Raw genomic sequence first — 26,846 nt, 5'->3', positions numbered from 1 at the left:
GCTTTTATTTTACCTGAAAAAATCTTTAAACACCAGTGAAAGCGTCGATGTCTATATATACAATAATTCCCACGGGATGCCGATAAGCTATAAAGCTTCATCAAAAATCACCTGTAAACGCATGAGCTTTTTATCATGTTGTCTAATTTAGATCAAAACAGATCAAAACATAAAGATTAAGGTATGACCAGCAGCTTTGCCAGTCATACCTTAAGTAAATTAAAACCATATAAATTGCATTAAACTATTTTTCCTTTTGTTCAGGCACAGAAGTTAAAGTCTCGCTGGCCGTACTAGATGTTGCTGATGGCTGAATATAAGTTGCAGGTGTAGCTGGTACAACAGGTGCGACTGGTGCGACTGGTGTAACTGATGCTCCTTTGCTTCCGGAAGCTTTAGAGGTCAACCCCTTGATCAGTGCCTCTACATCAATCCCTGAGACGCTCTTCAACATCTCTGGAGCGGTGGACATTAGCTGAGTCACATAATTGCTGACCCGGGCTGCACCTTCCCCGTTACCTGTATCTACAACGGTAAGTTTATCAATAGATGCCAGCGGCTTCGCAATTTGGCCAGCCAAATCAGGCAGCATTTTGACGATGATATCGAGCACCGCTGCTTCGCCGAATTTCTGGAAAGCTTCCGCCAGTTTCTCTTTGGCTTCTGCTTCCGCTAGACCACGCAACCGGATAACCTCAGCATCCGCTGTACCTTTAGCCAGCTCTGCATCCGCCATCGCTTGACCTTCAAGACGCTTCTGCTCAGATGTCGCTTTAGCTTGCGTTTCAATACTATATTGCAAGGCATCTGCCTCACGCATTCTCTTCGCCTTATCGGCTTCCGCCGCTTGCTCAACTGCATAACGATCCGCTTCTGCTTTTTTCTTCACTTCAGCATCATACTGCTTCTCGCGGACTTGAATTTCTTTGGCTTGCAAATCGATTTCACGTTCCTTACGTACCAGCTCAACCTTCATCTGTTCTTCAACAACGGTCTGCTTTGCACGTGCCTCTTGAATATGATAAGCCTGATCGGCTTCCGCTTTCGCTGTATCCTGATCCCGTTTAAACGCAGCCACCTTAAGCTGGTTTTCCTTGGAGGCTTCGGCAATATTCGTATCCCGCAGCAGCTCAGCTTTTTGCCCTTGCTCTTCTGCGTTTGCCTTTTGAATTCTCGCATCCCGCACTGCTTCTGCTTCAGCGATCTCTGCATCCCGCTTCACAGCAGCTATCCGCGGTTTACCCAGTGCCTCTAGATATCCATGTTTGTCTCGCACATCCTTGATGGTAAAGGAAACAATTTGCAGACCCATTTTCTTAAGATCACGCGCCGCCACGCCTTGAACCTCTTGCGCAAAGCGGTCACGGTTACGATATACTTCCTCAACGGTCATCGAACCGAGAATGGCCCGCAGATGACCTTCAAGAACCTCTTGTGCTTCGCTCTTCAGTGCTTCAATCGGTTTGCCCATAAATTGCTCAGCAGCTGTCGCCACATCTTCCGTTGAGCTACCCACTTTAATGATCGCTACGCCGTCGGCAATAACCGGAACCCCTTGTTCGGTGTATACTTCCGGGGTCGTCACATCGAGTTTATGAGAAAGAAGCGACATAAATTCAGCCTTCTGAAAGACTGGGAGTATAAAGGCCCCGCCCCCGCGTACAATCTTTATTTTACGACCAGAACCATCGTCTGAAATATGATTTTTCCCTAAGAACGACCCCGTTACGATCATCCCTTCATCGGGTCCAACCGTTTTGTAACGTGCCCAGAATGCGATACCTAGCACAAACAAAACAGCAACGACAACAGCAGGGACTAACAAATACTCAGGAATACCGAACATTAAAGATCCACTCCTCTTCTCTTTTCGAATTCTGACACCAATGCAACGCCTTCTCTAACCTCCACTACAACAACTTTAATCCCTGCCGGAAGCAGCTCATGATCAAAGCTTGCTGCCGTATGCAGGCTATTGCCGGCGCCAAACTTTACCATAATCTCACCATAACCAGTGGCGGGAACAGGAATTGTGATTTCCCCGATCTTGCCAGGCAGATCACTCATTGAGAAACCATTGGACATTTCGCTTTTTTCCATGGGCTTAACCACCCCTAGATACATAAGTACTCCCAAAAAAGCGGCGGCTAACAAAGACAAAGCAATGATCGCCCCAGCTTCCAGAGCGCTGTACCGGGTTAGAAGAATGCCCGCTCCGCCGAACACGGTTATTCCTCCTGCCAGTACGGTGGGATTCAGAAAATCTACGGATACGAAATCAAAGACCCCATGCAAGGCATCTCCGATCAGATCTCCCACCAGGACGCTGACTATGGCAAATATGACGCCTAGCGCCAAGCAGCCTAAATACAGCGTTTGCATTTTTGTTTCCTCCTGTCTTCAATCAGGACTGTCATATTACATTAAACGTACAAAGTAGGTCCTTGGTTTCACAATCTTTGGATATTCACCCAAATAAGTTCCATTCAGAGGATAAGCATGCTCACATTGGCACTATTTTATTACATGTGCTGGGTTGTCCTAAAGGCCGTCCCATAGTTGGTGGAGCGCGGATTTTTGTTGGTAACACTCTCGTGCATATGAAGAGGCTATGTTGCTTTCGCGCCTCGGCACCTCGGCCTATCGGACTCAGCAGACCCTATTCGCCGATTTATCCGACATTTGGTATGCTATCGGACCGCATAGTCCCTATTGGCATAAAAACCAGCAAATATAAGACCCTTTCGGAGCAATAGTGTCTCTGGTGTCCGAAAGTTTGCTCAAAAGGCTGAAAATTCGCATATAACGTCAGCTGGGTCCGTAGGGTAGGCGTGTATTGGTAGAGGAATCAGTCGTGAGGAGATCTTACAAACCCTAGTTGGTTAGGTAACACTCTCGCGCGTATGAAGAGGCTATGTTGCTTTCGCGCCTCGGCACCTCGGCACCTCGGCCTATCGGACTCAGCAGACCCTATTCGCCGATTTATCCGACATTTGGTATGCTATCGGACCGCATAGTCCCTATTGGCATAAAAACCAGCAAATATAAGACCATTTCGGAGCAATAGTGTCTCTGGTGTCCGAAAGTTTGCTCAAAACACTGATAATTCGCATATAACGTCAGCTGGGTCCGTAGGGTAGGCGTATATTGGTAGAGGAGTCAGTCGTGTGGGGATCATACAAACCCTAGTTGGTTAGGTAACACTCTCGCGCGTATGAAGAGGCTATGCTGCTTACGCACCTCGGCGCCTCAGCACCTCGGCCTATCGGACTCAGCAGACCCTATTCGCCGATTTATCCGACATTTGGTATGCTATCGAACCGCATAGTCCCTATTGGCATGAAAACCAGCAAATATAAGACCATTTCGAAGCAATAGTGTCTCTGGTGTCCGAAAACTTGCTCAAAAGGCTGAAAATTCGCAAATAACGTCAGCTGGGTCCGTAAGGGTAGGCCGTATATTGGTAGAGGAATCAGTCGTGAGGGGATCTTACAAACCCTAGTTTGTTAGGTAACACTCTCGCGCATATGAAGAGGCTATGTTGCTTACGCCTCGGCCTATCGGACTCAGCAGACCCTATTCGCCGATTTATCCGACATTTGGTATGCTATCGGACCGCATAGCCCCTATTGGCATGAAAACCAGCAAATATAAGACCATTTCGAAGCAATAGTGTCTCTGGTGTCCGAAAACTTGCTCAAAAGGCTGAAAATTCGCAAATAACGTCAGCTGGGTCCGTAAGACTCTGGAGGACGGTCGACGGATTAGATTACGGGTGCGAACAGTGATTGATGAGGTGCGATCAGCGGCAGTGGGTATCAGTCAGCGGCAGCGGAGATCTAGCCAGAGACAGCGGAGGTACGACCAGCGGCAGCGGAGGTTCGCCAGCGGCAGCGGAGTTCCGCCAGCCGCAGCGGAGTTCCGCCAGCCGCAGCGGAGGTATGCCAGCGGCAGCGGAGGTTCGCCAGCGGCAGCGGAGGTTCGCCAGCGGCAGCGGAGGTACGCCAGCCGCAGCGGAGGTTCGGTCAGCGGCAGCGGAGGTACGCCAGCGGCAGCGGAGGTTCGCCAGCGGCAGCGGAGGTACGCCAGCGGCAGCGGAGGTTCGGCCAGCGGCAGCGTAGGTTCGCCAGCGGCAGCGAGTTCTTGGGATGAGCACGACAGAAAAGTATAGCCAGAGGAGCAAGTCACACTAGACCATAAATACAAAGAAGCGATTCTCCCATAACGGAGGAATCGCTTCTTTGACATTCTATTGTGACTTCTGGAATAAAGACAAATGGTCTCTTTTCGTAGAAGAATTACTTACAAAGCCATTTTATAAATCTCAACTACATCTTCACGCTCAAGCTTGCGGAAATTACCAAACGCTCCGAAACGAACAGCCTTGTCAGCCATACTGCCGATCTCGCTGTCATCAATATCATAATCTCCGAGCGTCTTCGGCGCACCGATGGAATCCCAGAAATTACGCAGAGCCTCAATACCCTCCAGCCCGATTTCTTCATCAGTTTTGCCAGCAGGTTCAACTCCGAACACATTTACTGCAAGCTGACGGAAACGCGCAGGGTTTGTGCTGAGATTATATTTCATCCATTGCGGGAACAGAATCGCCAAACCTCCGCCATGCGGAATATCGTATACAGCCGACACTGCATGCTCGATATTATGAGTCGCCCAATCTCCGGCAAAACCCATGCTGACCATTCCGTTAAGCGCCATCGTACCGCAGTACATAATGGTCTCACGCAGCTCGTAGTTGTTCAGATCTTCGATAAGCTTCGGCGCGGTTTCAATTACAGTGCGCAGCAAAGTTTCACAGAACCCGTCTTGTACCGGTGTATTGCCGTCTGTATGGAAATAGTGCTCCAGTACATGTGACATGATGTCCACCATGCCATAAACGGTCTGATCACGTGGCAGAGAAAAAGTGTTCTCTGGATCAAGAATCGAGAATGCCGGGTAGGCATGCACGCTGCCCCAGCCCATTTTTTCCTTAGTAACCTCGTTTGTGATTACGGAGCCATTATTCATTTCGGAACCCGTAGCAGCCATTGTCAGCACTGTACCCAGTGGAAGCGCGTCTTGAGCCGCTGCTTTACGCTCTACAAAGTCCCACATATCACCATCATATTTCGCTCCAACAGCAACAGCTTTTGCGCAGTCCAATACGCTTCCGCCCCCTACTGCAAGAACCAGGTCAATATTATGCTCCCGGCACAGCTCTACGCCTTTATGTACTGTGGAAAGACGTGGATTGGGTTCTACTCCAGAGAGTTCAGTCACTGTAGCGCCTATTGAACTCAGCTCAGCAACTACTTTATCGTACAGACCACTGCGCTTGATACTGCCGCCACCGTACATCAAAAGCACATTTTTACCGTACTTAGGAACCTCCGTCTTCAAGGCTTCAAGGGTACCCTGTCCAAAAATCAGCTTGGTAGGATTATAAAATTCAAATTTACGCATATGTGTAAACCTCCAGTAGTTAATTCATAATGTCTTACTCCTTCGTATTATAAACCTCTGGTTACCCGCATTCAAATTAGGTGGCTGGGTTTCGTCATTCCGAATAAAAAAAGATGCCCCAAGCCCATAGGCTTGAGGTCATCCTTAAATCCAAATTCACTTACTACAAAGCGCCGAAGCTTGTTACGAAACGGCGGAAAGCCGCTTGACCTTCTGGAGTCCGTTTGTAAACGCCAGCGTGTTCAAGAATATGCGTAAACTTGATGCCAACTTCGTTCTGCACAATCTTGAGCGCTTCCTCGTGTTGCAGTGCAGTTCCGAATCGCTCCACCAGCTCCTGAATCCAAGCCGCATGCTGCGCAAGAGAATGACTAGGGTCATTCTTCACCGCTTCTAACAGCGCTTGATCTCCTGCAAGAATACCTGCGGTGGAATCGAGTTCTTCCTTCAAACGGCCCGGCAGAATCGCCAGTCCCATAACTTCAATCAAGCCGATGTTTTCTTTCTTGATATGATGCATTTCCCGGTGTGGATGAAAAATCCCTTCAGGATATTGCTCATTAGTCCGGTTATTCCGCAGCACAAGATCCATCTCGAAGCTGCCGTCCTCGGCCCGGCGTACGATAGGAGTAACGGTATTATGAGGTTGTACATCACCGTCAACCTCACTAAAGGCTAGCACTTCCGCCTCTGGATCGCTGTAGGCTTTCCAAGCTTCATAAAGCGCATTTCCGCATTCCAATAGAACCGCAGGATCTTCTCCATTTAAGCGCAATACGGACATCGGCCATTTTACGATATTAATGCTGACACCCGGATAAGATGCATGTGTAAATATATCTTCCTTAGGCGCTTTTTGAATCGGGAATGTATGACGTCCGCCCTGAAAATGGTCATGCGTCAGAATAGAGCCGCCAACAATCGGTAAGTCTGCATTTGAGCCAATAAAATAATGCGGGAATGATTCCACGAAGCTAAGCAGCCGCTTCAAGGTATCCTTGGTAAGCTTCATTGGCACATGATCATGATGGAATACAATACAGTGCTCATTGTAGTAAACATATGGCGAGTATTGGAAGAACCATTTTTCATTATTCAGGTTAAGCGGAATGATACGCAGGTTCTGGCGCGGCGGATGATTGATCCGTCCGGCATAACCTACATTCTCACGGCACAGCAGACATTTCGGATAGACTGGCGGCGGGAGCAGCCGAGCCATTGCGATTTCCTTCGGATTTTTCTCAGGCTTGGACAAATTGATCGTCATTTCAATGTCTCCGTACGGCGAATCCTGCAGCCAGTAGACATTCTTCGAGATCCGATCCATCCGAATATAGTTCGAATCAATGCTCAATTTATAAAAACGGTCTGTAGCCGCGGAGATGCCTTTTTCAGCGGTCAGACTATAGAACTCAGCATTTACATCCGAAGGACGGGCCATGAGAAGTCCCATAATCTTGGCATCCAGCAAGTCACGGTAAGTGTCACTATTCTCTGGGATCAATCCGATTTCAAAACCATAATCAATCAGTGCATCGAGTGGAGCCTGCGGCCCTTCCAATGGACTTTGATCGATGTCACCTACATGCGGCTCACTGAAACCGAACTGTTCGAGCAGCACATTACGGCTATAATCTTCATCGGATGGAGCTATAAGCTGCTGGCGCAGTGCGAACAGAACAAGCTGCTCAATCGCATGTAATGCTTTCTGGCCAGCAGGTGTAATCTTATTCTCGTTGTGCATTTTAATTCTCCTTAAGTAGGGTCTCAAGTTCAAGATAAGCTAACCTAAAGTCCCTTATTCTCCGTATCCTTGCGGATTGGCAGAGTGCCAGTTCCATGCACTTTGAATGATATCTTCCAAATCTGCATGCTGCGGGTTCCATCCAAGGACGCTACGCGCTTTGTCGGAGGAAGCTACCAGCACAGCCGGATCGCCGGCACGGCGTTCTTGAATGACTACAGGAATTTCAAGTCCAGTAACCTTCTTCGCTGTTTCAATCACCTGTTTTACCGAGAATCCAAGTCCATTGCCCAGGTTGAAAATATTGCTGCTGCTTCCGCTGCGCAGATAAGTTACCGCACGGACATGGGCGTCAGCCAGATCGCTGACATGGATGTAGTCGCGCACACAAGTACCGTCTTCTGTAGGATAGTCGTCTCCGAAAACTGCGATACTGTCACGTTGCTTCAAGGCCGTTTGCAATACCAGCGGCACCAAATGACTTTCTGGACGATGGTCTTCACCGATTTTGCCACTGGCATGTGCGCCAGCTGCATTGAAGTAACGCAATGCTACGTATTTGATGCCCAGTACTTTGTCAAACCAAGCCATCATCCGTTCCATGGTCAGCTTAGTTTCTCCATACACATTGGCTGGTTCAGTGCGGTCTGTTTCTTCAATCGGCACCTTTTCCGGTTCGCCGTAGGTTGCGGCAGTGGACGAGAATACGATCTTGTTCACGCCAGCTTTTTGCATAGCTTCTAGAAGACATTGTGTACCATATACGTTGTTGTCGTAATATTTTACAGGGTCCTTCATGCTTTCTCCGACCAAAGAGCTTGCAGCAAAATGGATAACCGCTTCAATCTCATTTTCAGCGAACAGCTTACCCAGCAGTTCTTTATCACGCAGATCACCTTCGTACAGCTTGCCACCCAGCAGTGCCTCACGATGCCCTGTTAGCAGATTGTCGATGACCACCACTTCTTCGCCACGATCCAGCAGCTCCGCTACAGTATGAGACCCAATATACCCTGCTCCACCTGTTACTAAAATCGCCATCTGATTACACTCCCTTCAATTCTTGGACACCATTACCGATGCCGCAAACGTAGAACTCGCCAACCAAACCAGATCTTGTGGTATAGGCTTCACCAACTTCACGAATAAAACGTTCTATATCATCTTCATGTACCAAAGATACTGTACAGCCTCCGAAACCCGCGCCAGTCATACGGGAACCGAGTGTACCTGGGATGCGCCCAGCTTCTTCAACCATAATATCAAGCTCTGCACAGCTAACTTCATACAAATCGCGCAAGGACGCATGCGAATCATTCATGAACTGTCCAAACTGCTTCAGATCATTGTTTTTTAATACCTCAACGGAATCTAGCACGCGTTGGTTCTCTTCCACAACATGGCGAGCGCGGCGTCTTACAATTTCGTCTGTGATTTTATCTTGATGTGCTTCGAACTGTTCACGATTAAGCTGTGCCAGATAAGCTAGTGAAGGCACTTCTTTTTGCAAAATAGCCAATGCCTCATCACACTGCTGACGGCGTTCATTGTACTTGGAATCTACAAGCCCTCTGCGTTTGTTCGTGTTGCCGATAACCAATTTGTATGAACCTGTGATGAACGGTACCAAATTGTACTCAAGTGTGTCGCACATCAGCAGGATCGCATGATCGCGTTTGCCGTTAGCAACTGCGAACTGATCCATAATTCCGGAGTTTACACCTACGTACTGGTTCTCAGCACGCTGGGACAAAAGTGCAATCTCAACAGTGTCTGTATCGCCACCTTCGAGAGTCAGGAACGCATAAGCAGTAACGACTTCAAGAGAGGCCGAGGAGGACAAGCCTGCTCCATTCGGAATATCGCCATGGAACAGCAGATCGTACCCTTTGGATACTGGGGTGCTTTTCTTATCCAGCTCAACCATTACCCCAATCGGATAGTCAATCCATTCACCCGTTTTGGCCTTGCCAATTTCGCTATAATCAATAGAAGCTTCGTAAGGAAAATTAGTTGATGCAAAATTCACTTTGCTGTCACTACGTGGACGCACAATCAGCGTTGTACCGAATTCCAAAGCTGCGGGAAGTACATACCCGCCGTTATAATCCAAGTGCTCTCCGATGAGATTGACACGACCTGGTGCATAAAACACCTTAGCCTCTTCCCCGCTCACCCCATATTTTTCAATAAATTTGTTATTAAGTTCCTGTATGCTCATTAATGCCACTCCATCCTTTCGCTGCTTCAGCCAGTGGGAATTAGTAAAGCGTTCTTTATGTACTCATTATAATAGATTCATTCATCCTCTGATAATGCAATCATGTGTGTAATGTATGGATAAATGTGACTTCCCATAATATAATAATTACATATATTACTGTTACTCTCTAAACTATAAGCCATTAAATGACATTAACACAAGAAAGGCTGTCCCAAATGGAGCATACTTATTCCGTAGGATCCAATCCAGTGTATTACGATAAACAGAACCTTCATGTACTGTTTGCCGGCCAGAGTCAGACCCTGCCCATGCATCAGGCTGGACCCAAGATCTATGATTATTATCTGCTGCATTTCATAGAATCTGGATCAGGCGTTTTCCGTACAGAACATCATAAATATGAGTTGGGTAAAGGGGACTGCTTCTTGATCCATCCGGGACAATTAGTCAGTTACGTCTCGGATAAAGACCAGCCCTGGTGCTATCGCTGGGCAGCTTTTACTGGCAGCGAAGCTGACGATCTGGTGCTGCAGACAGGGTTCACACCACAACAGCCTGTGGTGACTACAACAGGTGAAAGCCTCATTCCAGGTGCCCTGTCCAGCATCATGCAAGCCTTCAACGCCAACAAAGAGAGTGCCCATCTGACTTCGCTTGGCTATCTCTATCTCATTGTCGGCGAAGCAGCTGATTTGCTCTCTTCCTTCTCCCGTCTGCCCGGCGCAGAATCACAGGTTAAGCGTACTGTGAAGCAAATGATCCACTACATGGCTTCTCAATATGCGCACCCGGTCTCTATTGAACAAATGTGTGATACGTTGGGTTATAATCGAGCCTACCTGTCCCGTGTATTTAAGCAAGAGACCGGATTATCTCCGGTGACCTACTTGCTGAAGCTGCGGATTGAAAAGTCCAGACAACTGCTGCGTGAACGACCGGAGCTGTCCGTGGAACAGGTAGCAGCATCTGTGGGGCTCACCGATGCTTTATACTTCTCTCGCCAATTCAAACGGTTTTGTGCCCAGTCACCGACGGCTTACCGGATGACTACAACGAGACAAGCAGAGAAACCTGAACGTTAGTCTGCCCTTTAATCCATAAATCCACTATACAACAACAGCCCGCCTTCCTTAACGTAAGGAACCGGGCTGTTACTGTGTTCAATATGCTATAGTTCTGTCTTTAGAATCGTTTCAATCCGCTCTAACTCCTCCGGACTGAAATCAGGATTAGCTAAAGCAGCTATATTCTCTTCAATCTGATCCACTCTGCTTGCTCCAATTAGGGCAGAAGTAACCTTGCCACCCCGGAGTGTCCAAGCCAGTGCAAACTGAGCCAGACTCTGTCCTCGCGAAACCGCAAGCTGATTAAGTGCGCGAATCCTCCGCTGCACCTCCGGTGTAATCCGGCTCTCATTCAAGGCGGCAGACGGCTTGGCAGCTCTTGACCCTTCTGGAATACCATTCAAATATTTGTTGGTTAACAAGCCTTCAGCCAAGGGTGTAAAAGCGATGCTTCCTACACCACTATGTTCCAGTACATCCTGTAAGCCACCCTCAATCCAACGATCGAGCATAGAATAACTAGGCTGATGGATTAAGAGCGGTGTGCCCAGGCTTTTTAGAATACTGAGGGCTTCAGCCGTCTGCTCCGCATTATAGTTGGATAGTCCTATATATAAAGCTTTGCCAGAACGTACCGCATAATCCAGCGCCTGCATGGTTTCTTCAAGCGGTGTTTCCGGGTCTGGACGATGAGAGTAATAAATATCAACATAATCTAGGCCTAGCCGCTTCAGGCTCTGATCCAGACTAGCCAGCATATATTTACGTGAACCCCATTCCCCATAAGGGCCGGGCCACATGTTATACCCTGCTTTTGTAGAAATCACTATTTCATCACGATAAGGATACATATCATTGGCAAGAACTTTACCGAACAGCTCTTCTGCTGAACCAGCTGGTGGACCATAGTTGTTGGCCAGATCAAAATGGGTAATTCCAAGATCAAAAGCACGAGTGATCATTTCTCTGCCGTTCTCGTAATTATCGATCCCACCAAAATTCTGCCATAATCCTAATGAGATTGCTGGGAGCTTGAGACCTGAGTTCCCGCAACGATTATAACGCATGTTGTCATACCGTTTATCGTCTGCTACATATACCATTGCTTATCCCTGCCTCTCATTACACGCTGTTGTGAGCCTACCTTATCTTTAAACTTCTGAGCGTAATAATAATCTGGCAAGAGAAACCAAAGGACAGCTTTTTCCTTCTAGCTTAATAGATCCTTGACACTGCCCATTACTTTTCCAATTCGATCTGTAATCAGCAGATCCGCCTGATCATCATAAGGTGTGGGATCTCCGTTCAGCAGCACCGTACGTTTGCCCCGGAAGTAAGTCACCAGACTGGCCGCAGGTTGAACCGTTAGCGAGGTTCCACCAATAATAAGCATATCTGCAGAGGCAATCGCTGCTACAGAGCCCATAAGCACGGAGTGATCCAATTCTTCTTCATATAAAACCACATCCGGCTTGATAATTCCGCCACATTCCGGGCAGTGAGGAACGATCTCAGTCATTTCCAGCAGTTGATCCAGCCCGTAATACCGTGAGCAGTCCATACAATAGTTGCGATGGATCGAACCATGCAGCTCAAGGACACTACGGCTACCCGCCTGCTGGTGCAGGCCGTCAATATTTTGCGTAATCACCGCTTTCAGCTTCCCCTGCTGTTCCAACTCCGCTAGTAGCTGATGCGCACCATTCGGACGGGCCTCTGGATGAATCATTTTACTGCGGTAAAAATCAAAAAAAATGTCCGGTGAGGACATAAAAAAAGTGCGGCTCAGCATCACTTCAGGTGGATAAGGTGAATTGTGCTGAGTTTGATATAATCCAGCTGCGGAGCGGAAATCAGGAATTCCACTCTCTGTAGACGTACCCGCCCCTCCGAAAAAAACGATATTGTCACTTTCTTTGATCCAAGAAGCAAGTGTCTGCAATTGATCCATGCTAAGTAGCACATCCTTTCCTTTTATTAGCTGATCAGTAAGTGATCCGAAGCTCATTGAAACCGGAAATGATTACATCTGCATCTATAAGGTGCTCCCCATCACCACTGGCGGAAATCCCAATTGCGAGGCGAAGCCCTGCACCTTTACCTAATTGCATATCGGCATTACTGTCCCCAATAATAATCGTCTCTTCAGGCGAAAGCCCTAACTCCCGGCAGGCCAATTCAGCCATTTCAGGAGCTGGTTTTCCGTTTTTTACTCTGTCCCTAGTAACTACCGAATCAAAATAGCCTGCCACATTAAGCCATTCCAAATGCTCTCCGGTGGTCTTTGCCCCGTCGGAGGTAACCACGCCAAGCTTAAGCGATGCCGCAGAGCATTGCTCCAAAAAAGAATGAAGTCCCGCTAAAGGCTGTGCCATACGGCGTCGGCGTAATTCATACATCGCGTTTTTAGTTATGCTTTTCACACGGGTCAGCGCTTCATTCCAAGGAACTCCTGCTGCATATAGCTGCCATGCGAGTACACCGTAACTTTCTTCTTCTGTAGCCATGGTAAGCGGCCCCGCCGGGTCGTACCCTATTAACTTCCCTTGCGGATCATGTTGCGTACCCAGCACCTTGCTGCGCTCTACAATAAATCCCGCTCCCATGATCGCGAGTTGATCTTCCAGTCCACGCAGCACAAGCTCCGCCCAATTCCCCCAGGTGGCTAATAGATCGAGTAACGTCCCGTCTTTATCAAACAATATTCCGGAGCAGGGAACGCATTCATCGTTAATGTGTAATACTGGCATGAATTGTTTCCTCCCTCTGTTGAATGACCCGTAACTACCTCAGATTTCCCAGCCAATCCAACAGGGCACTTACTGTGCGACTCTGCTGTTCTTCCTCGGATATTGTGGCTTCGCCGTCCCCCTTCTGAGGCCCGTAGCTGCCAAATTGCGCATGATTCCCACCTATAATTGAACTATAAACTGTATTATCTGGCAGATAGGAGCGCCCTTTGTTGTAGCTGTCTCTGTCAATCACTTGATCCTCAGTACCCACAACCGATAACACTGACAAAGTAGTCTCTCGCAGACTTCCCTTTTCATCTGGATAAGAGGCTAAGAAAAATACACCTTCCAGCTGGTCCGTATGCTCAATTGCGTAACGCGAGGCCATGACACCCCCAAGTGAATGTCCACCCAGCACAAAAGATTGCTTCGGATGCACACGAATAATCTCTTCTGCGGCATCCCCCTTCGTTACGGCTAAATTAAACGGCATTTTGGCGATGTAGAAGGGATGCCCTGCAGCAGCGACGCTCTTCGCAAGAGGGGAGTAAGCTTCCGGTTTAACCAAAGCCCCAGGATAAAATATAATCGAGGCGCCCTTAGTAATGGAAGGTTCGAACGAGATCCAATTATCATTCTGTTCGACGGTAACTCCACCACTTGAAATCAGTGCGGTTTCGGCTTCTTGAGCCGGTGCATATGGCGTTAAATACTTCCATATCAGCAACCCGGCTACCACTAAAATAATCAATACAAAAATAGCGACGCGACGCTTAGTTATTCTTCTCTTCAACATGTTCCACTCCCAGATGTTAATGCATATAAAAATTATAGTGGAATCCCTCTATTCTAACAACCTTCAACACATCGCCACATTTCGCACACATGATAACGCTTTCTATTGTGACTTAATTCACAATTAAATCAAAGAAAATCTAGTATTTTAAAATTAAATTAATTTGCATACAGCATAATTTGGAGGCTAAATCATGGTAGGGGAAAACTCGCTGGAAACGCGCGGAGAAACCTTTTTTCTCAACCTGCGTTTTATGCTTATTATCACTGTTTTTGCCGGTAATGCAATTGAACCTCTGATTAACAAAATGAGCGGAATACACGGATTATATATGTGGATTTTCAGCTTTCACATGCCGCTGTTCGTACTGGTGACCGGCTATTTCGCCAGAAAAAGCCTTGCCGGAACTACCGGCCGCAAAATGCTGCTGCAAATTGGATTGCAATACCTCATTTTTCAAAGCTTATATTCCGCACTCGACGTTTCCCTCTTTCATGTAAGCAACATCCAGCATTCCATTTTCGCACCCTATCTGCTCCTATGGTTTCTGGCCAGTCATGCCTGCTGGCGCCTCCTGATGCTCGGTATGAGCAGATGGTCCATAACCGCTAAGCTCCTCTTCGCTGTAACAGCGGGGGTGGCTGTCGGATATCTCCAGTTGGACGGTGTATGGTTTAGCATCAGCCGTACCTTTGTATATTTGCCTTTTTTCATTATCGGCTATCATTTCTCCTTCGAAACCTTCGTCAAGCTCTATCAGAAATATATCAAAATCTTTGCAGCAGCCGCCTCCATTCTACTCCTTGCCATCATGGCCGCATGGGGGGCAGGATTTCCCTTTGGCTGGTTATATGGCAGCATGACCTATATGCAGATTGATGCCAATGTATGGTATGCAGGCGTATACCGTCTGGGACTGTACGGACTACAAATTGTCGCTTCACTCGCTTTCCTCGGCCTCGTACCTTACGGAGCGAGCCGCATGACCGACTGGGGGCGCCGCACGTTGTATGTTTTCCTGCTTCATGGTTTTATCGTTCGTCTGGCTGCCGTTTCCGGGATTTACACCTATATTGGCAATGCTGCTGGGGCAGTAGTCCTGCTGCTCACCGCCGTATTATTCACCGTATTGCTGGCTCAGCCGTCCGTTAAACGGCTCTTTCACCCGCTGGTTGAGCCGTCCGTTGACTGGATGATCACCCTTCAGCGTGCCGCCCTACGGCGCACACTCTAGCTTTACATCCAGAACAAACAAAGCAAGGCGGTTCCTTGGATACGAAGATTCGTTTCCGAGGAACCGCCTTGCTTTGTTCATCTCCTAAGCTAAAGTTCTACTTCATCCTGATCCATGGTATATTTTACCTTCATCATAATATGTTGTTCATAATCGCCAAACTGGCGCCCAAACAGGTTAAGTCCGCCTTGATGAACTGCATCAGGGTTGATTCCAATGCGCAGCCGCAATTTGGGGCTCCGGTTAATCAGAAGATCATTTAAGGAAACATTCGACACCTTCTCCATATCAAGTGTCGTCTTTTCATGGTCAACACGCCAGGTCTTGAGAAACCCGTATTGTGTAGATCCATCCCACCACCAGTTCGGATTCAGCTTGCCCCGCCTGTCACCGAAATCACCGGGACTGGTCCACATGCCGATCTCCGATCCATTCACCCATACAGAGATGTTCGAAGGCCAGTTCTGGTCATAATTCGGAGCTTCCGAACAGATCTCCATGGATAATTCCAGCGATTCAATTTGTGCTCCGGAGGGGATATCCATAGGCAGCAAATATTCCAGAAATCCTTTGCGGAGCCAGATCAGCTGAGCGTTGACATGTTTAGGGTGATAAAAGCTCGACGGTTCATCTTCTTTGATAATAAGACCCTCGCTATTAGCCATTCCGCAAGTAGGAGATACCTCACAGTCGCTATAATGGCCGATCGGCATCTCTACTTCATAGACATGAGTTAATCCCTTTGACATCGGTTCTTTCAAATTCAAGGCAATATGAAGATCATCATAATTCCGGCTGCAAACTTTCATTGCCCCGCGTGAAGCCGGAAGCAATTCTGTATGAATTAACTCTGCTGCTTCTAATACTTTAATATTGCTTGCTACCGTCGACACTGGAAGCTTCAGCCTCTCAGCGATTTCAATAATATTTAAGTTTTTGGAGTTTAAGAGCCGAAGAATATCAACCCTAGAACGAGTTGATAAAGCATGCGTTACTGTGACTAATTTTTCCGGGTCGTTTAAGCTAAGTTCCAGCACAAATCAGCTCTCCTTGTATCCTAATAATTATCCTAATCTTACTTCTTAATGAGATGAAAAACAATTACACCTACAAGCCCTTTCACCTAGAAATGACCTCCGGAAAACCGGAAGCCATTTCATATGTCTCTTAGGTTTGTTCGATTCACAATGGCTTAATATCAATGAAATCAATTTCTCCGTAACCTTCGCCTTTGGTAAAACGAAGCTTGTTCATGCCTGCCTTCAGTTGAACCCGGGCTGTGGACAGCCCCCAATTCTCCCACCCTTTATTGGTGATATAGAATGGGCTGGCAGGTCCTGCATTGACACTAAGCTGAAAATTCGACCAATTCCCGCCAGACGTTCCATTCGCCGTTCGAGCCAAAAGAATATACTCGCCTGCGGCTGCCGCATCAACCGAAAATTCCACGTAACTGTCCGGCGTATCAATATGACCCGCCTTAAGTCCAGCCGAGCCCTTGGGACTCGAAGAGGCATAGGCATCGCCGCCAAATGTCCCTTTTTCCGCTTCGTAGCGGGTATGCATGGTTTCACCTGAAGGCAAAGTTATCGGAAGATTAGGGTCAACGGGAATACCCAGATTAGGTGTATGATCAGCATTCCAGCTGAATTTCTGCATCCGCACCTCGCGGTTCCAGCCAGCGTTATTGTATTTGGCGACATGGTACATGATCCAATCCTCTTGGCCGTCAGGAGACTTTGTAAACGAATGGTGTCCAGGTCCATAAAGTCCATTGCCTGAGGAAAAGATAGGCTGATTGCGTTTATTCCATGATGCCGGATTCAACAGATCACTGGAGATGTCTGCGGTGATCAGTCCCAGACAATAATCATTAGTCCAGCTTCCGCTTGCCGAGTAGACCAAACTAATGACTTCTCCATTTATAATCACCTGTGGTCCTTCATTCACATTTGGGGAATGATTCGTTTCCCAGCTATACGTTGGTCTTGAAATCTCTACGCGTTCGGAATCAATGGTCCAGGGATTACTCATATGCGCGATATAGAGATTCTGCCGCACATTAACATTCCCCTCCCAGCCGGACCAGATAAAATACAGCTCGCCGTTCACTTGCAGCACAGTACCGTCTATAGCCCACTTATTGCTTGAATCTGTGATCTGGCCTTTGTACTGCCAAGTTCCCTGCATCGGGTCTGCCGCTGTGTTCTCCATTACATGCATGCGGTGGTTTACGTTATCTCCGTCGTCCATCGCATAGTAGATATACCAAGCTCCGTTTATATAATGTAGCTCAGGCGCCCAGATGCCGCTACCGCCCGTGTTGACAACTTTAGTAGGCGCTGCATCAATAGTGGTCAACTGGGCTGACTTCCAGAGGGTAACATTGCCACCTGTTGTTTTGGTGAAATAATAGAAGCCATCTGTATGTTTATACACCCATGGGTCCGCCCCGTCCTGCATAACCACATTGTAAAAGTCATTATGATCAGAGACAGCTAGGGTCACCTTCCCCATTGGAAGAATAAGAAGAACACTTAAGGCGACCAGACATTTTTGCTGGAAATTCACTTTCATAATCTATCACATTCCTTTCGAATGAATAGTTACGTAGCGCCTCTAATCTTCAATTGCAGCCTTACGCGCATTGATGCCGCGGATTCGCTCGGGGTCGAACTTCGGCTGTCTGTCATAAGTGTACAGTCCATTGACTTCCTGCTCCACATCGTACAGCTGGGTATAGCAGAATCCAAACATCAGCGGATGATCTAATAAAACATTCGTCAACCCCTCGTAGCGTTCGATAAACATTTGCTCTGAGGTCGGTCTGTCCCCATACCCCCATGATTTTTCATCTTTCTGCTGCGGGTTCCACCAAATTCCGCCATACTCGCTGATGAAGTAAGGTTGACCTTCATACGTTTGGCGATCCGGGAAGGTATTGAATACTTCTCCGCCACTTTTCATCGGTTCATATCTGTCCCGGAACGTCTGCGGATTCTGGTCATAGTCATGAAGATCGAAGATATCTGTAGCCACATGGAAGTTGCCGCTTGTATCAATTACTGGACGTGTTGGATCCATACGTTTTGTTACGTCGTAAACAATCTGGAGCACGGGGTTATGCTGTTTCGCACCGTCCCGGTCCCAGGTCTCATTAAAAGGGCACCAGCCGATCAGCGCGGGATGATTGAAATCACGCTGCATACCTTCGAGCCATTCCGGCAGGAAGTGAGTCAGGCTATCCGCTCCAGTAATATTCAGCCCCCAATTGGCATGCTCTCCCCAGACAAGATAACCTAATTGGTCAGCCCAATAAAGATAACGCGGTTCAAAGATCTTCTCGTGAAGCCTCGCGCCATTGAAGCCAAGCCCTATTGAGATTTCGATGTCTCTGCGCAGATCTTCATCAGTAGGAGCGGTATAGATTCCCTCCGGATAAAAACCTTGATCCAGAACTAACCGCTGAAATACGGATTTCCCATTGATCCGGAATGCCATCCCATCCAGTCGTACCGTGCGGAGTCCAAAATAAGAATGGACCACGTCACTCTCCCGTCCCTGACTATGCAAGGACAACTTCAGGTCATACAATCTGGCGTTTCCAACTTCCCACAAGTGAATCTCTGATAGCGGAATCGTAAGTTTTATAGAGGGTCCGGAAACGATCACACTGCTGTCCCCAACGGGTTTGCCGCCATAAAGAGCAGTGGCCCTAAGCGTGTCCCCCGCAGCGTTCCCTTGTACCTTCATTTCTAGGTGCACACAGCCATTGTCGGGATCAGCGACAACTTTCAGATTAGACAGATAGGTTTCAGGGACTTGCTCAAGCCATACCGTCTGCCAGATTCCTGTAGTGCGTGTATAATCACAGCCGTGCGAATGGAACTGTTCACTCTGCTTGCCCCGTGGCTGTCGTCCCGATCGAACGTCGTCTTCAGCATATACAGTAATCACATTACTTCCCGCTAAAAGATTAGAAGTAATATCAAAGCTAAACGGAGTATATCCTCCGCGGTGCGTACCTACGGATACGCCGTTCACCCAGACCTCCGCCATATAATCAACGGCGCCAAAATGAAGGATAACTCTGCCATTTGTCCAGCTCTCCGGTACGGTAAACTCCCTTTTATACCATACAGCAGCCATAAAATCTTTATATTCTACACCGGACAGCTTGCTTTCCGGACAGAAGGGCACAGTAATTGTCCCTGAGAGATTATGATCGTTAACAGGGTATCCGCGCTCCTTCCCACTTTTGCCATGATCAATTTCGAATTGCCACTGGCCGTTCAGATTGATCCACTCTGGTCGAACAAAGCCAGGGCGGGGATATTCAGGACGCGGAAGCGTTGCTTGTTGTGTCATGGTGTAACTCCTTTTAGTAAATGTTATTTATTGGATATGCATCATGATGTTGCGGATCGCTTCAAGCGGAGCTTTGGGCTGTCTATCATAGGTGAGCAGTCCGTTGATTTCCTGCTCGACATCCGTCAGCTGGGTATAGCAATACCCTTGGATCACCGGGGAAGTGAACATCGGGTCAACCACAGCCTTGAGCTTCATCAGGAAATCCTCTTCATTCTCTGCCCCAGAATAACCCCAGCCCTCCCACTCACTTTTCTTGAAGGCAATTCCACCAAACTCGGATACGAGAATCGGCTGGCCTTGATACGAAGCTCCACCGACAAATATTTTGCGGTTGGCCGGCATCGCATTTACAGAAGATTCTGCCGTGGCATATCTCTCCTCCAGCACTGCCTGATGGCTCTCATAGTCATGAATAGTCACCAAATCTGTAGTCATATGCTCCCACCCATCGTTATACACAACAGGTCTCATCTCATCCAAGGATTTCGTTAAATGATACATAGCCAATCCGTGCTGCTGCTGACGTGTATCAATCTGGACATTGGGAACACCCCAGCTCTCATTAAGCGGAACCCAGGTCACAATACAAGGATGGTTATAGTCGCGCTCGATGATCTCCTGCCATTCCTTCGTGAAGCGGCGGACATACTCCTCGGAATATTCGTAAGCATTGGCTGCCTCACTCCATACCAGCAGGCCGAGCTTATCACACCAATACAGGAACCGGGGATCTTCTGTCTTCTGATGTTTTCTCACCCCGTTAAAGCCCATTTCTTTCGTCAGCTGGGCATCCCGTTTCAGCTCTTCGTCTGTAGGTGCGGTTAGTATCCCGTCAGGGAAGTATCCCTGATCCAGCACCAGTCTCTGGAAATATGGACGGTTATTCAAGCATAGCTTGCCATTTTCAATCGACACCTTGCGCATGCCGAAATAACTCGCCACTTCGTCAATTACTTCCTCATTCCGAAGCAATTGAAATTGAATATCATACAAATTCGGATGCTCAGGGCTCCATAAACGTCCAAGACCATGATCCGCAAAATCACCCAAGCCGATAGTGCGCAGCTGCTCAGCATTCATGACCATATATTGATCTTCCGCAATCACTTCACCGTCATACGATACCGTTATGCGCAGCTTGAGCGGATCAGCAGACTTAAATCCTTGCAGAAAGGTCCGAAGCCGGATTTCATTGCGGTCAATATCTGGTGTCATCATGGTTTTACTCAGATGCACTGCAGACAGCGGTTCAAGCCAGACACTCTGCCAGATTCCGGTTGTGCGGGTATAAAAGATGGCAGCAGACTGCTCCAGCCAATATTGCTTGCCCCGCGGCAAGGTGACATCGCGGCTGAAATCCTCTGCGCGCAGTATGATGGTATTCCTTCCTTTGAGCAGCGAAGGAGTGATATCGACCTGAAATGGTGTATGTCCGCCTTCATGCACGGCCACCAGTTGACCATTCACCCAGACTTTTGCCAAATAATCAACGGCGCCGAAATGGAGGACAATCCGCTTCCCATTCCAACCCTCAGGAACTTCAAAAGTTCTTCTATACCACACAACATCATGAAATGAAGGATCTTCAATCCCGCTAAGCTTGCTCTGAAACGCAAAGGGCACTTGAATAACCCGTGAAAATAAACCCTTTGTGTCCGTCCGATACCATTGTTCTTCCTCACCGACATCTTCATCATCAAACGTAAAATCCCATTCTCCATTTAGGCTAAGCCAATCCTTACGGGCAAATTGGGGTCTTGGATATTCTGGACGTGGAACGGATGTGCTGCTTGCTTCTGTCAACATGGTGTACTTCACTCCTATTAAATAATTTCTATATAAGATGAACTTGTTTTTTTGCCCGCTATCCTTTAATCGAACCTACGTAAACACCTTTAACAAAATATTTTTGCAAGAAAGGATATACCATTAATATAGGAAGCGTAGAAACGACGATCGCACAATACTTAACCAGCTCGCGGAAAGCCGTCTGGCTCTGGGCACTATCGATGACTACCCCGCCTGCACTGCCGATCGAGGTTGCGGTTGCATCATTAGCTACTAATATTTCCTTCATTAATAGCTGCAGTGGGAACAGCTGTCTGTCCTTCAACAACACCATCGCATTAAACCATGAGTTCCAGTTCCCCACTAAATAGTATAAAAAGATTACGGCCAGCGTAGCTTTGGACAGCGGAAGAATCACATTCGTTAAAATATGGGCCTGACTTGCCCCGTCTATGGTAGCCGCTTCTTCCAATTCCTGCGGAATGGATTGAAAGCTAGTTCGTAGGATAATAATGTTCCATGTGCTTAAAGCACTTGGCAAAATCATGGCCCACAAATTATTGTACAGACCAATATCCTTCATTAATAAGAACCAAGGAATCAACCCGCCGCCAAAAAACATGGTGATTGTAATCAGGATCATGATGAAGTTTTTGAAATACAATCCTCGTCTGGATAATACATAAGCTCCCAGAATGGTCATGATCATGTTGACTAATGTGCCTAATCCTACATATATAATCGTGTTTTTATAGCCGTTGATCAGACTGTTATCTTTAAATACCAGCTTATAGCCATCCAAAGTGAATCCCAGCGGTTTCAGCAAAATGCCTTTATGTGCAATCAACATGCCGGGGTCGCTGACGGAGGCAAACAGGATGTGCAGGATCGGATAAAAACACACCAAGGTTAATGCGGTCAGCAGAGTATAAAGTGTGCCGTCAAATACTCTGTCACCGATGGATTTATGTTTTCGTCTTTTTTTCGCTTTACGCTGCAAATTATCTTTCATAGCTGTCCCTCTTTCTTACCATAAGCTGACCTCGGACCTGCGTTTGGCTATTGTATTGGTCATCCAGAGCAGTCCGAAGTTAACGATTGAGCTGACCAAGCCCACAGCCGTGGAATAACTAAGACTGGCTTCTCTTAAACCGCGACGATACACGTAAGAGGCAATAACATCCGCCGTATCATAGATCAGAGGATTGTACAGCAGGATAATCTTCTCGTACCCGGACGACATCAACCCGCCGATGGCAAAAATAAACAGAATGATGATAACTGGGCTGATCTGCGGCAGCGTAATATGCCACATTTTTTTAATCCGTCCCACTCCGTCAATTTCAGCAGCTTCATATAATGAAGTATCAATGGAACTCATCGCCGCAAGGTAGATGATGCTATCCCAGCCGATGCTCTGCCAAATGCCGGAGAAGGTATAAATCGGCCGGAAGAACGAAGAGTAGCCGAGCAGTGAAGAGTACTCTTTTCCGGTGATAAATTGCAGGATTTGCGTGATAATCCCTTCATCTGCGGCAAAGATATGAATGATCCCGCATACCACCACCAGGGAAATAAAGTGCGGCATATAGGTGATCGTTTGGACCACTTTTTTAAACTTAACCCCACGGATTTCGTTCAGCATCAAGGACAGAATAATCGGAGCTGTAAATCCAAAGGCAATCCCCCAAACATTGAGGAGAAGGGTGTTTTTAACGACCCGCCAGAAATAAGGCCCTTGGAAAAAATCAATAAAGTGCTTAAACCCTACCCACTCGCTCTGGCCAAACCCCAGCAGGGGTTTAAAATCCTTGAAGGCGATCATAACCCCCCACATCGGCCCGTAGCAGAAAATCAGGAACCACGCTACAACAGGGACAGCCAACAGATAGACAAACCAGTTCTTTTTCAAATCCTTCTTAATCACTAACTTGGTATTTTTAGGTTTGGCGTCCTGAGGAATGGGCTTTATCGCTCTGTTTTTTCGTAATATTTCCATAAAACAACCACCTATCGTTTGTTATATCGATCTAAGGCTGCCTGATGGATACTCAAAAACTCTTCCAGTCCCATACTCTGAGCTTCTTTCAAAAATTTATCATAGGCATCTACCGGCAGGTCTCCCATTATGATTTTTGCAAAATACTCTCCGCGCAGTGTCGACAGCTGGTTTCCAAGCTCGGCTTCCCGCGAAGCTTCATCTTTGGTAAAGGAAATAGGTGGCATAGCCATACTGGTGTCCATATTTTCTGTCCAATTCTTGCGAATGTCTCCCGAGTAACTTCCTTTGGCAGCGATCAGCGGGTTGGAATGATGCTCATCCCGGATATCCGGCCAGTTGTGCATCCGGTATTTCCATAAGGTTGTCGATACGGGCTGACCTTCAGGGTCTTTAAAGATATAACTGTTCTCTGGATAATAAGGCATTCCCGTCTCATCAATCAGGTGGACCGTGCCATATTCACCAAAGTTAATCAATTCCCAGCCCTTTTTACTGTAATTAAAATCAAGCCAAGCCATTGCCGCTTCTACATTTTTGCTTTGCGTGGTGATCGCAGCTTCGATACCCGCTCTTTTGAAATTTTTGTACGTGGTTGCGGACTTATCTCCTTTGTTCAGAACCGGGTTCAGTGCGCCCACAAAGTCGATACCGCTTTGCTCTTTCCAATAACTCCACATCGTATCCGGAGAGTCCATCATCATCGCGGTATCTCCCGAAATGGCGCTCGCCATTCTCTGGTTAAAGTCTGCCGTTGCCCAGTCCGGGTTCAATAATCCTTCTTTGTTCCATTGCTGCATGGTGGTCAAATATTCCTTAGCTTTCGGCTGTGCTGGCCCCCAGGCCACTTTGCCATTCTCATCAAGGAACGTCCAATCCCATACTCCATATGCGCCATTTATGATGCCGGTAAAAATCTGGCCGTAAGTAGAGCCGTAATTAAGTGGTGCTTTGTATCCGACTTCCTTTGCTTTTGTCAGGAAGGTATGCCATTCATCAATCGTATTTGGAACTTCAAGCCCTGTTTTGTCCAGCGCTTCCTGCTTAATCAATGTTCCAAACCAAGTCCACTCTGAATATGGGGCGATGCCATAGAAGCCGAGCAGCTTGCCGTCATCCGTGACCGTGGTTTTTCTTCTTGATTCATCCGAATTGCGCCACTTCGTATAGTTCGGAGCATTTTTCTCCATCAGATCTGTCAGATCGATATAAGCACCGTCATTTACGCCCGCTTCAAAACCTCCCGGATAACGTCCCGGCTCAATGATAATGTCAGGCAGTTCACCGGAGGAGATCATCAACGTGAAGGCATCCGCTTCCTGGCCGATTGGCGGCGTGATGAAGTTTACTTTGATTCCCGTTAATTGCTCCACCTGCTTCTGGACAGCATGATTGTTCATATCCGGAATATTGGAATTCGCAGGCATCCATACATCCAGAACCACATCACCTTTAACAGGATAAGCTGAGTAATCATTTGGAATGACTTCATCGAAGACGTCGCCGAGGTATGTATCATTCAAGGAATGATTAACTTCGTCGATTTGCTCTTGCGTTGGGGCTGTATTGCCGCGTATGTCTGCGCTGATATCTGTAAACTCAACCGGGTCTTTGGCTGTGCTCTCGTTCTCTTTGTTGTTGGAGACACCCTTATCAGCCCCATTGTTTGCACTGTTGCCACTACATGCTGTTACAGTCGAAATGATCAGTATTAACACAAATAAAAGACTAAAATAACGCTTTGCATTGTTCTTCATACTTAACCTCCCACTATAAAATATTTGCCACAACGCCTTAAGCAAATCCAAAGCTTGGAACCACGCTCCTTTTTGACCTGTAGATAACTCCCCTTGATTAATACAGTTTTTCTGTATCTCAGATCGAATTATAAGCATCCAAAATTCATATGTCAACGCTTTCATACAATAATTTTGTAATCTTATGAACTTTTCTCAAACAAATATGTGGCTATACCAACTACAAACCTATTAAAAAACCGTACTAACCATCCTGTATTTTGGCGAAAAACCCCTTATAAAACAGGCGTTTTTCGTCAATTATTATCGACAGCGAATAAAAATATCTGCATTACATGAAAAGGCCATTCATTACAGTTTTTCTGTAATTAATGGCCTTTTCAGTCTTGATTTCCTGTTTTATTCTTATTCTCCCGACGGTACGGTCTGAGCAAGCGTATCCCTACAAGGAACCCCAAAATCTGGTGTCCCATCCACCTTCCACCCAAATTTCTGGATACGGGTCGCGCGCAAAGACACATCCGCTCCAGCGGAAGGAAGCGCATGATAGACTATCCAATCTTCCTTGCCATCAGGAGAATGTGTGAAGCTATTGTGCCCCGTGGCAAAAATCCCGTTCTCTACACTTTTGCAAAATACAGGCGACATTGATTTTTCCCATGACAGCGGTTGCAAAGGATCTGCCGCTTCGCTCATGGTGAGCATCCCTAGTGCATAATCCTCAGACCAAGTCGTACTTGCCGAATAAACCATGAAAATACGATTGTTTCGCTGCAAAATTACCGGACCTTCGTTAATCGCCATGCCACCTTGCTTCTCCCATGACAGAGTTGGAGCGGTAAGCAGGTGATGCTCCCCTTCCAAGGTCCAAGGATTACTCATTCGCATAATGTAAATAGCCGACCCATAATCAGGAAAATGACCATATCCCGCATACAGAAAATACAGCTGATCCCGCAAAGACATTACTGTTCCATCTAACCCTGGGACAGGTGTCTGCAAAGCACCTCTCCATACCCACTGTCCTTCCAGCGGGTTCGCTGCTTCATTCTCCAGCACACAAATCCGCCGTGAATCGTCGCCTCCTCCGTCATTCGCAGTGTAGTAAATGTACCATCTGTTGTCCAAATGATGAATTTCCGGCGCCCACAGATTGTAACTGTAGCTGCCCCCCGGTTCGGGAGACCAGATCACTTTCTTGTCGCCCTCCGCAAGGCCGGTCAAGGTTCTAGATCTCGTCAGCTCCAGACATTTAGCTTTTGTGGCCATAAAGTAATAATAGCCATCGGTATGTTTGAATACCCATGGGTCTCCTGAGCTTGCTACAATTGGATTTAAAAAAGTTGTACGCTGTGACATTCCCTTTCCCTCCTTAGCTTTTCATCCCCGTAAAAACGATCCACCGCGGCGATAATAATAGACAAATCCCGATTTTCCAGCACCTCCCATAAAATAATAACTCCCATCATACTCAGCTCTCCTAAAGTTGTCTAGAGTGGTAAATAGATACATCCGAACCCTGTTCCATTTTCCAAATAAAGCACTTTCCTTTCGAAAATGAGCTTTTCCTCCACTTCCCACGCTTTGCGTCAATCGACAAACTTCACATTGTCCGGTAGAAAAAACGTGCTCTTTGTGATAGACTCACTAATAACAATGACTTCTCCGTTC

At 47.1% G+C, this 26,846-nt stretch carries 21 protein-coding genes; 3 read left to right on the top strand and 18 right to left on the bottom strand.

What is annotated here, in order from left to right; all coding sequences use genetic code 11:
• Positions 1–244: 244 nt before the first annotated feature.
• Together MKY54_RS08675 and MKY54_RS08670 are read right to left on the bottom strand one after the other, a co-directional pair.
• Entirely contained in the window at positions 245–1,846 is a 1,602-nt protein-coding gene (locus tag MKY54_RS08675) for a flotillin family protein (protein WP_339190219.1), read from the bottom strand.
• Positions 1,846–2,382 carry a protease gene (locus MKY54_RS08670; RefSeq protein WP_076184696.1) on the bottom strand — a complete coding sequence of 179 codons (537 nt, stop codon included), beginning with the start codon at positions 2,380–2,382 and terminating at the stop codon, positions 1,846–1,848. The genes MKY54_RS08675 and MKY54_RS08670 overlap by 1 nt, the downstream gene beginning before the upstream one ends.
• A 1,406-nt stretch (positions 2,383–3,788) precedes the next feature.
• Between MKY54_RS08670 and MKY54_RS08665 the strand changes: the two genes are divergently transcribed.
• A complete protein-coding gene (locus tag MKY54_RS08665) occupies positions 3,789–4,121 on the top strand; it encodes a hypothetical protein (protein WP_339190218.1) in 333 nt (110 codons plus the stop codon).
• 181 nt (positions 4,122–4,302) lie between these two features.
• Here MKY54_RS08665 and MKY54_RS08660 read toward each other — a convergent pair whose 3' ends face one another.
• From MKY54_RS08660 to MKY54_RS08645, 4 genes are all read right to left on the bottom strand, one after another.
• A complete protein-coding gene (locus tag MKY54_RS08660; RefSeq protein WP_076184697.1) occupies positions 4,303–5,466 on the bottom strand; it encodes an iron-containing alcohol dehydrogenase in 1,164 nt (387 codons plus the stop codon).
• 163 nt (positions 5,467–5,629) lie between these two features.
• Positions 5,630–7,210, bottom strand: coding sequence for a UDP-glucose--hexose-1-phosphate uridylyltransferase (locus MKY54_RS08655; protein WP_076184698.1), 1,581 nt, complete (start codon positions 7,208–7,210; stop codon positions 5,630–5,632).
• A 54-nt stretch (positions 7,211–7,264) separates the two neighbouring features.
• The gene (gene galE / locus MKY54_RS08650) at positions 7,265–8,251 is read right to left on the bottom strand and encodes a UDP-glucose 4-epimerase GalE (protein ID WP_036680993.1); all 987 of its coding nucleotides are present in this window, start codon (positions 8,249–8,251) and stop codon (positions 7,265–7,267) included.
• Between the two features lie 4 nt (positions 8,252–8,255).
• Positions 8,256–9,431: a galactokinase gene (locus MKY54_RS08645; RefSeq protein WP_076126360.1), complete on the bottom strand. Its 1,176-nt coding sequence runs from the start codon at positions 9,429–9,431 to the stop codon at positions 8,256–8,258.
• Positions 9,432–9,619: 188 nt separating this feature from the next.
• Between MKY54_RS08645 and MKY54_RS08640 the strand changes: the two genes are divergently transcribed.
• Entirely contained in the window at positions 9,620–10,516 is an 897-nt protein-coding gene (locus MKY54_RS08640) for an AraC family transcriptional regulator (RefSeq protein WP_248547687.1), read from the top strand.
• 86 nt (positions 10,517–10,602) lie between these two features.
• Here the strand turns inward: MKY54_RS08640 and mgrA are convergent, their stop codons facing one another.
• The 4 genes from mgrA to MKY54_RS08620 form a co-directional block, all read right to left on the bottom strand.
• Positions 10,603–11,601: an L-glyceraldehyde 3-phosphate reductase gene (mgrA, locus tag MKY54_RS08635; RefSeq protein ID WP_076126356.1), complete on the bottom strand. Its 999-nt coding sequence runs from the start codon at positions 11,599–11,601 to the stop codon at positions 10,603–10,605.
• Positions 11,602–11,708: 107 nt separating this feature from the next.
• On the bottom strand, positions 11,709–12,449 hold the full coding sequence (locus MKY54_RS08630) for an NAD-dependent protein deacylase (protein WP_076192851.1): 741 nt from the start codon (positions 12,447–12,449) through the stop codon (positions 11,709–11,711).
• Positions 12,450–12,483: 34 nt separating this feature from the next.
• Positions 12,484–13,248 (bottom strand): HAD-IA family hydrolase, encoded by a 765-nt coding sequence (locus MKY54_RS08625; protein WP_036680986.1) that lies wholly within the window; start codon positions 13,246–13,248, stop codon positions 12,484–12,486.
• A 34-nt stretch (positions 13,249–13,282) separates the two neighbouring features.
• Entirely contained in the window at positions 13,283–14,026 is a 744-nt protein-coding gene (locus MKY54_RS08620; protein ID WP_076126350.1) for an alpha/beta hydrolase, read from the bottom strand.
• Between the two features lie 193 nt (positions 14,027–14,219).
• On the opposite strand from MKY54_RS08620, the gene MKY54_RS08615 reads away from it, so the two are divergent.
• A complete protein-coding gene (locus MKY54_RS08615) occupies positions 14,220–15,260 on the top strand; it encodes a fucose 4-O-acetylase (protein ID WP_339190213.1) in 1,041 nt (346 codons plus the stop codon).
• Positions 15,261–15,349: 89 nt separating this feature from the next.
• Here MKY54_RS08615 and MKY54_RS08610 read toward each other — a convergent pair whose 3' ends face one another.
• The 8 genes from MKY54_RS08610 to MKY54_RS08575 all read right to left on the bottom strand — a co-directional run bounded on the left by MKY54_RS08610 (position 15,350) and on the right by MKY54_RS08575 (position 26,534).
• Entirely contained in the window at positions 15,350–16,297 is a 948-nt protein-coding gene (locus MKY54_RS08610) for an ArsR family transcriptional regulator (protein WP_076126345.1), read from the bottom strand.
• Positions 16,298–16,442: 145 nt separating this feature from the next.
• Positions 16,443–17,837, bottom strand: coding sequence for a family 43 glycosylhydrolase (locus MKY54_RS08605; RefSeq protein ID WP_339190212.1), 1,395 nt, complete (start codon positions 17,835–17,837; stop codon positions 16,443–16,445).
• A gap of 42 nt (positions 17,838–17,879) precedes the next feature.
• Entirely contained in the window at positions 17,880–19,628 is a 1,749-nt protein-coding gene (locus MKY54_RS08600; RefSeq protein WP_076141371.1) for a sugar-binding domain-containing protein, read from the bottom strand.
• Between the two features lie 27 nt (positions 19,629–19,655).
• On the bottom strand, positions 19,656–21,437 hold the full coding sequence (locus MKY54_RS08595; protein ID WP_339190210.1) for a sugar-binding domain-containing protein: 1,782 nt from the start codon (positions 21,435–21,437) through the stop codon (positions 19,656–19,658).
• A gap of 58 nt (positions 21,438–21,495) precedes the next feature.
• Positions 21,496–22,431, bottom strand: a complete 936-nt coding sequence (locus MKY54_RS08590) for a carbohydrate ABC transporter permease (protein ID WP_339190209.1) — start codon at positions 22,429–22,431, stop codon at positions 21,496–21,498.
• Positions 22,432–22,446: 15 nt separating this feature from the next.
• A complete protein-coding gene (locus tag MKY54_RS08585; protein ID WP_036680973.1) occupies positions 22,447–23,418 on the bottom strand; it encodes an ABC transporter permease subunit in 972 nt (323 codons plus the stop codon).
• Between the two features lie 11 nt (positions 23,419–23,429).
• Entirely contained in the window at positions 23,430–25,175 is a 1,746-nt protein-coding gene (locus MKY54_RS08580; protein ID WP_076126335.1) for an extracellular solute-binding protein, read from the bottom strand.
• Between the two features lie 405 nt (positions 25,176–25,580).
• The gene (locus MKY54_RS08575) at positions 25,581–26,534 is read right to left on the bottom strand and encodes a glycoside hydrolase family 43 protein (protein ID WP_076184706.1); all 954 of its coding nucleotides are present in this window, start codon (positions 26,532–26,534) and stop codon (positions 25,581–25,583) included.
• Between the last annotated feature and the right edge of the window lie 312 nt (positions 26,535–26,846).

The organism is Paenibacillus sp. FSL P2-0121, from assembly GCF_037975345.1.
GTDB lineage: Bacteria > Bacillota > Bacilli > Paenibacillales > Paenibacillaceae > Paenibacillus_AQ > Paenibacillus_AQ odorifer.
This window is presented reverse-complemented; position numbering and strand designations above follow the sequence as displayed.

Coding starts and splice junctions, on each gene's coding strand:
- MKY54_RS08675 (WP_339190219.1), bottom strand. CDS start 1,846: ATGTTCGGTATTCCTGAGTATTTGTTAGTCCCTGCTGTTGTCGTTGCT.
- MKY54_RS08670 (WP_076184696.1), bottom strand. CDS start 2,382: ATGCAAACGCTGTATTTAGGCTGCTTGGCGCTAGGCGTCATATTTGCC.
- MKY54_RS08660 (WP_076184697.1), bottom strand. CDS start 5,466: ATGCGTAAATTTGAATTTTATAATCCTACCAAGCTGATTTTTGGACAG.
- MKY54_RS08655 (WP_076184698.1), bottom strand. CDS start 7,210: ATGCACAACGAGAATAAGATTACACCTGCTGGCCAGAAAGCATTACAT.
- galE (WP_036680993.1), bottom strand. CDS start 8,251: ATGGCGATTTTAGTAACAGGTGGAGCAGGGTATATTGGGTCTCATACT.
- MKY54_RS08645 (WP_076126360.1), bottom strand. CDS start 9,431: ATGAGCATACAGGAACTTAATAACAAATTTATTGAAAAATATGGGGTG.
- MKY54_RS08640 (WP_248547687.1), top strand. CDS start 9,620: ATGACATTAACACAAGAAAGGCTGTCCCAAATGGAGCATACTTATTCC.
- mgrA (WP_076126356.1), bottom strand. CDS start 11,601: ATGGTATATGTAGCAGACGATAAACGGTATGACAACATGCGTTATAAT.
- MKY54_RS08630 (WP_076192851.1), bottom strand. CDS start 12,449: ATGGATCAATTGCAGACACTTGCTTCTTGGATCAAAGAAAGTGACAAT.
- MKY54_RS08625 (WP_036680986.1), bottom strand. CDS start 13,248: ATGCCAGTATTACACATTAACGATGAATGCGTTCCCTGCTCCGGAATA.
- MKY54_RS08620 (WP_076126350.1), bottom strand. CDS start 14,026: ATGTTGAAGAGAAGAATAACTAAGCGTCGCGTCGCTATTTTTGTATTG.
- MKY54_RS08615 (WP_339190213.1), top strand. CDS start 14,220: ATGGTAGGGGAAAACTCGCTGGAAACGCGCGGAGAAACCTTTTTTCTC.
- MKY54_RS08605 (WP_339190212.1), bottom strand. CDS start 17,837: ATGAAAGTGAATTTCCAGCAAAAATGTCTGGTCGCCTTAAGTGTTCTT.
- MKY54_RS08600 (WP_076141371.1), bottom strand. CDS start 19,628: ATGACACAACAAGCAACGCTTCCGCGTCCTGAATATCCCCGCCCTGGC.
- MKY54_RS08595 (WP_339190210.1), bottom strand. CDS start 21,437: ATGTTGACAGAAGCAAGCAGCACATCCGTTCCACGTCCAGAATATCCA.
- MKY54_RS08590 (WP_339190209.1), bottom strand. CDS start 22,431: ATGAAAGATAATTTGCAGCGTAAAGCGAAAAAAAGACGAAAACATAAA.
- MKY54_RS08585 (WP_036680973.1), bottom strand. CDS start 23,418: ATGGAAATATTACGAAAAAACAGAGCGATAAAGCCCATTCCTCAGGAC.
- MKY54_RS08580 (WP_076126335.1), bottom strand. CDS start 25,175: ATGAAGAACAATGCAAAGCGTTATTTTAGTCTTTTATTTGTGTTAATA.
- MKY54_RS08575 (WP_076184706.1), bottom strand. CDS start 26,534: ATGTCACAGCGTACAACTTTTTTAAATCCAATTGTAGCAAGCTCAGGA.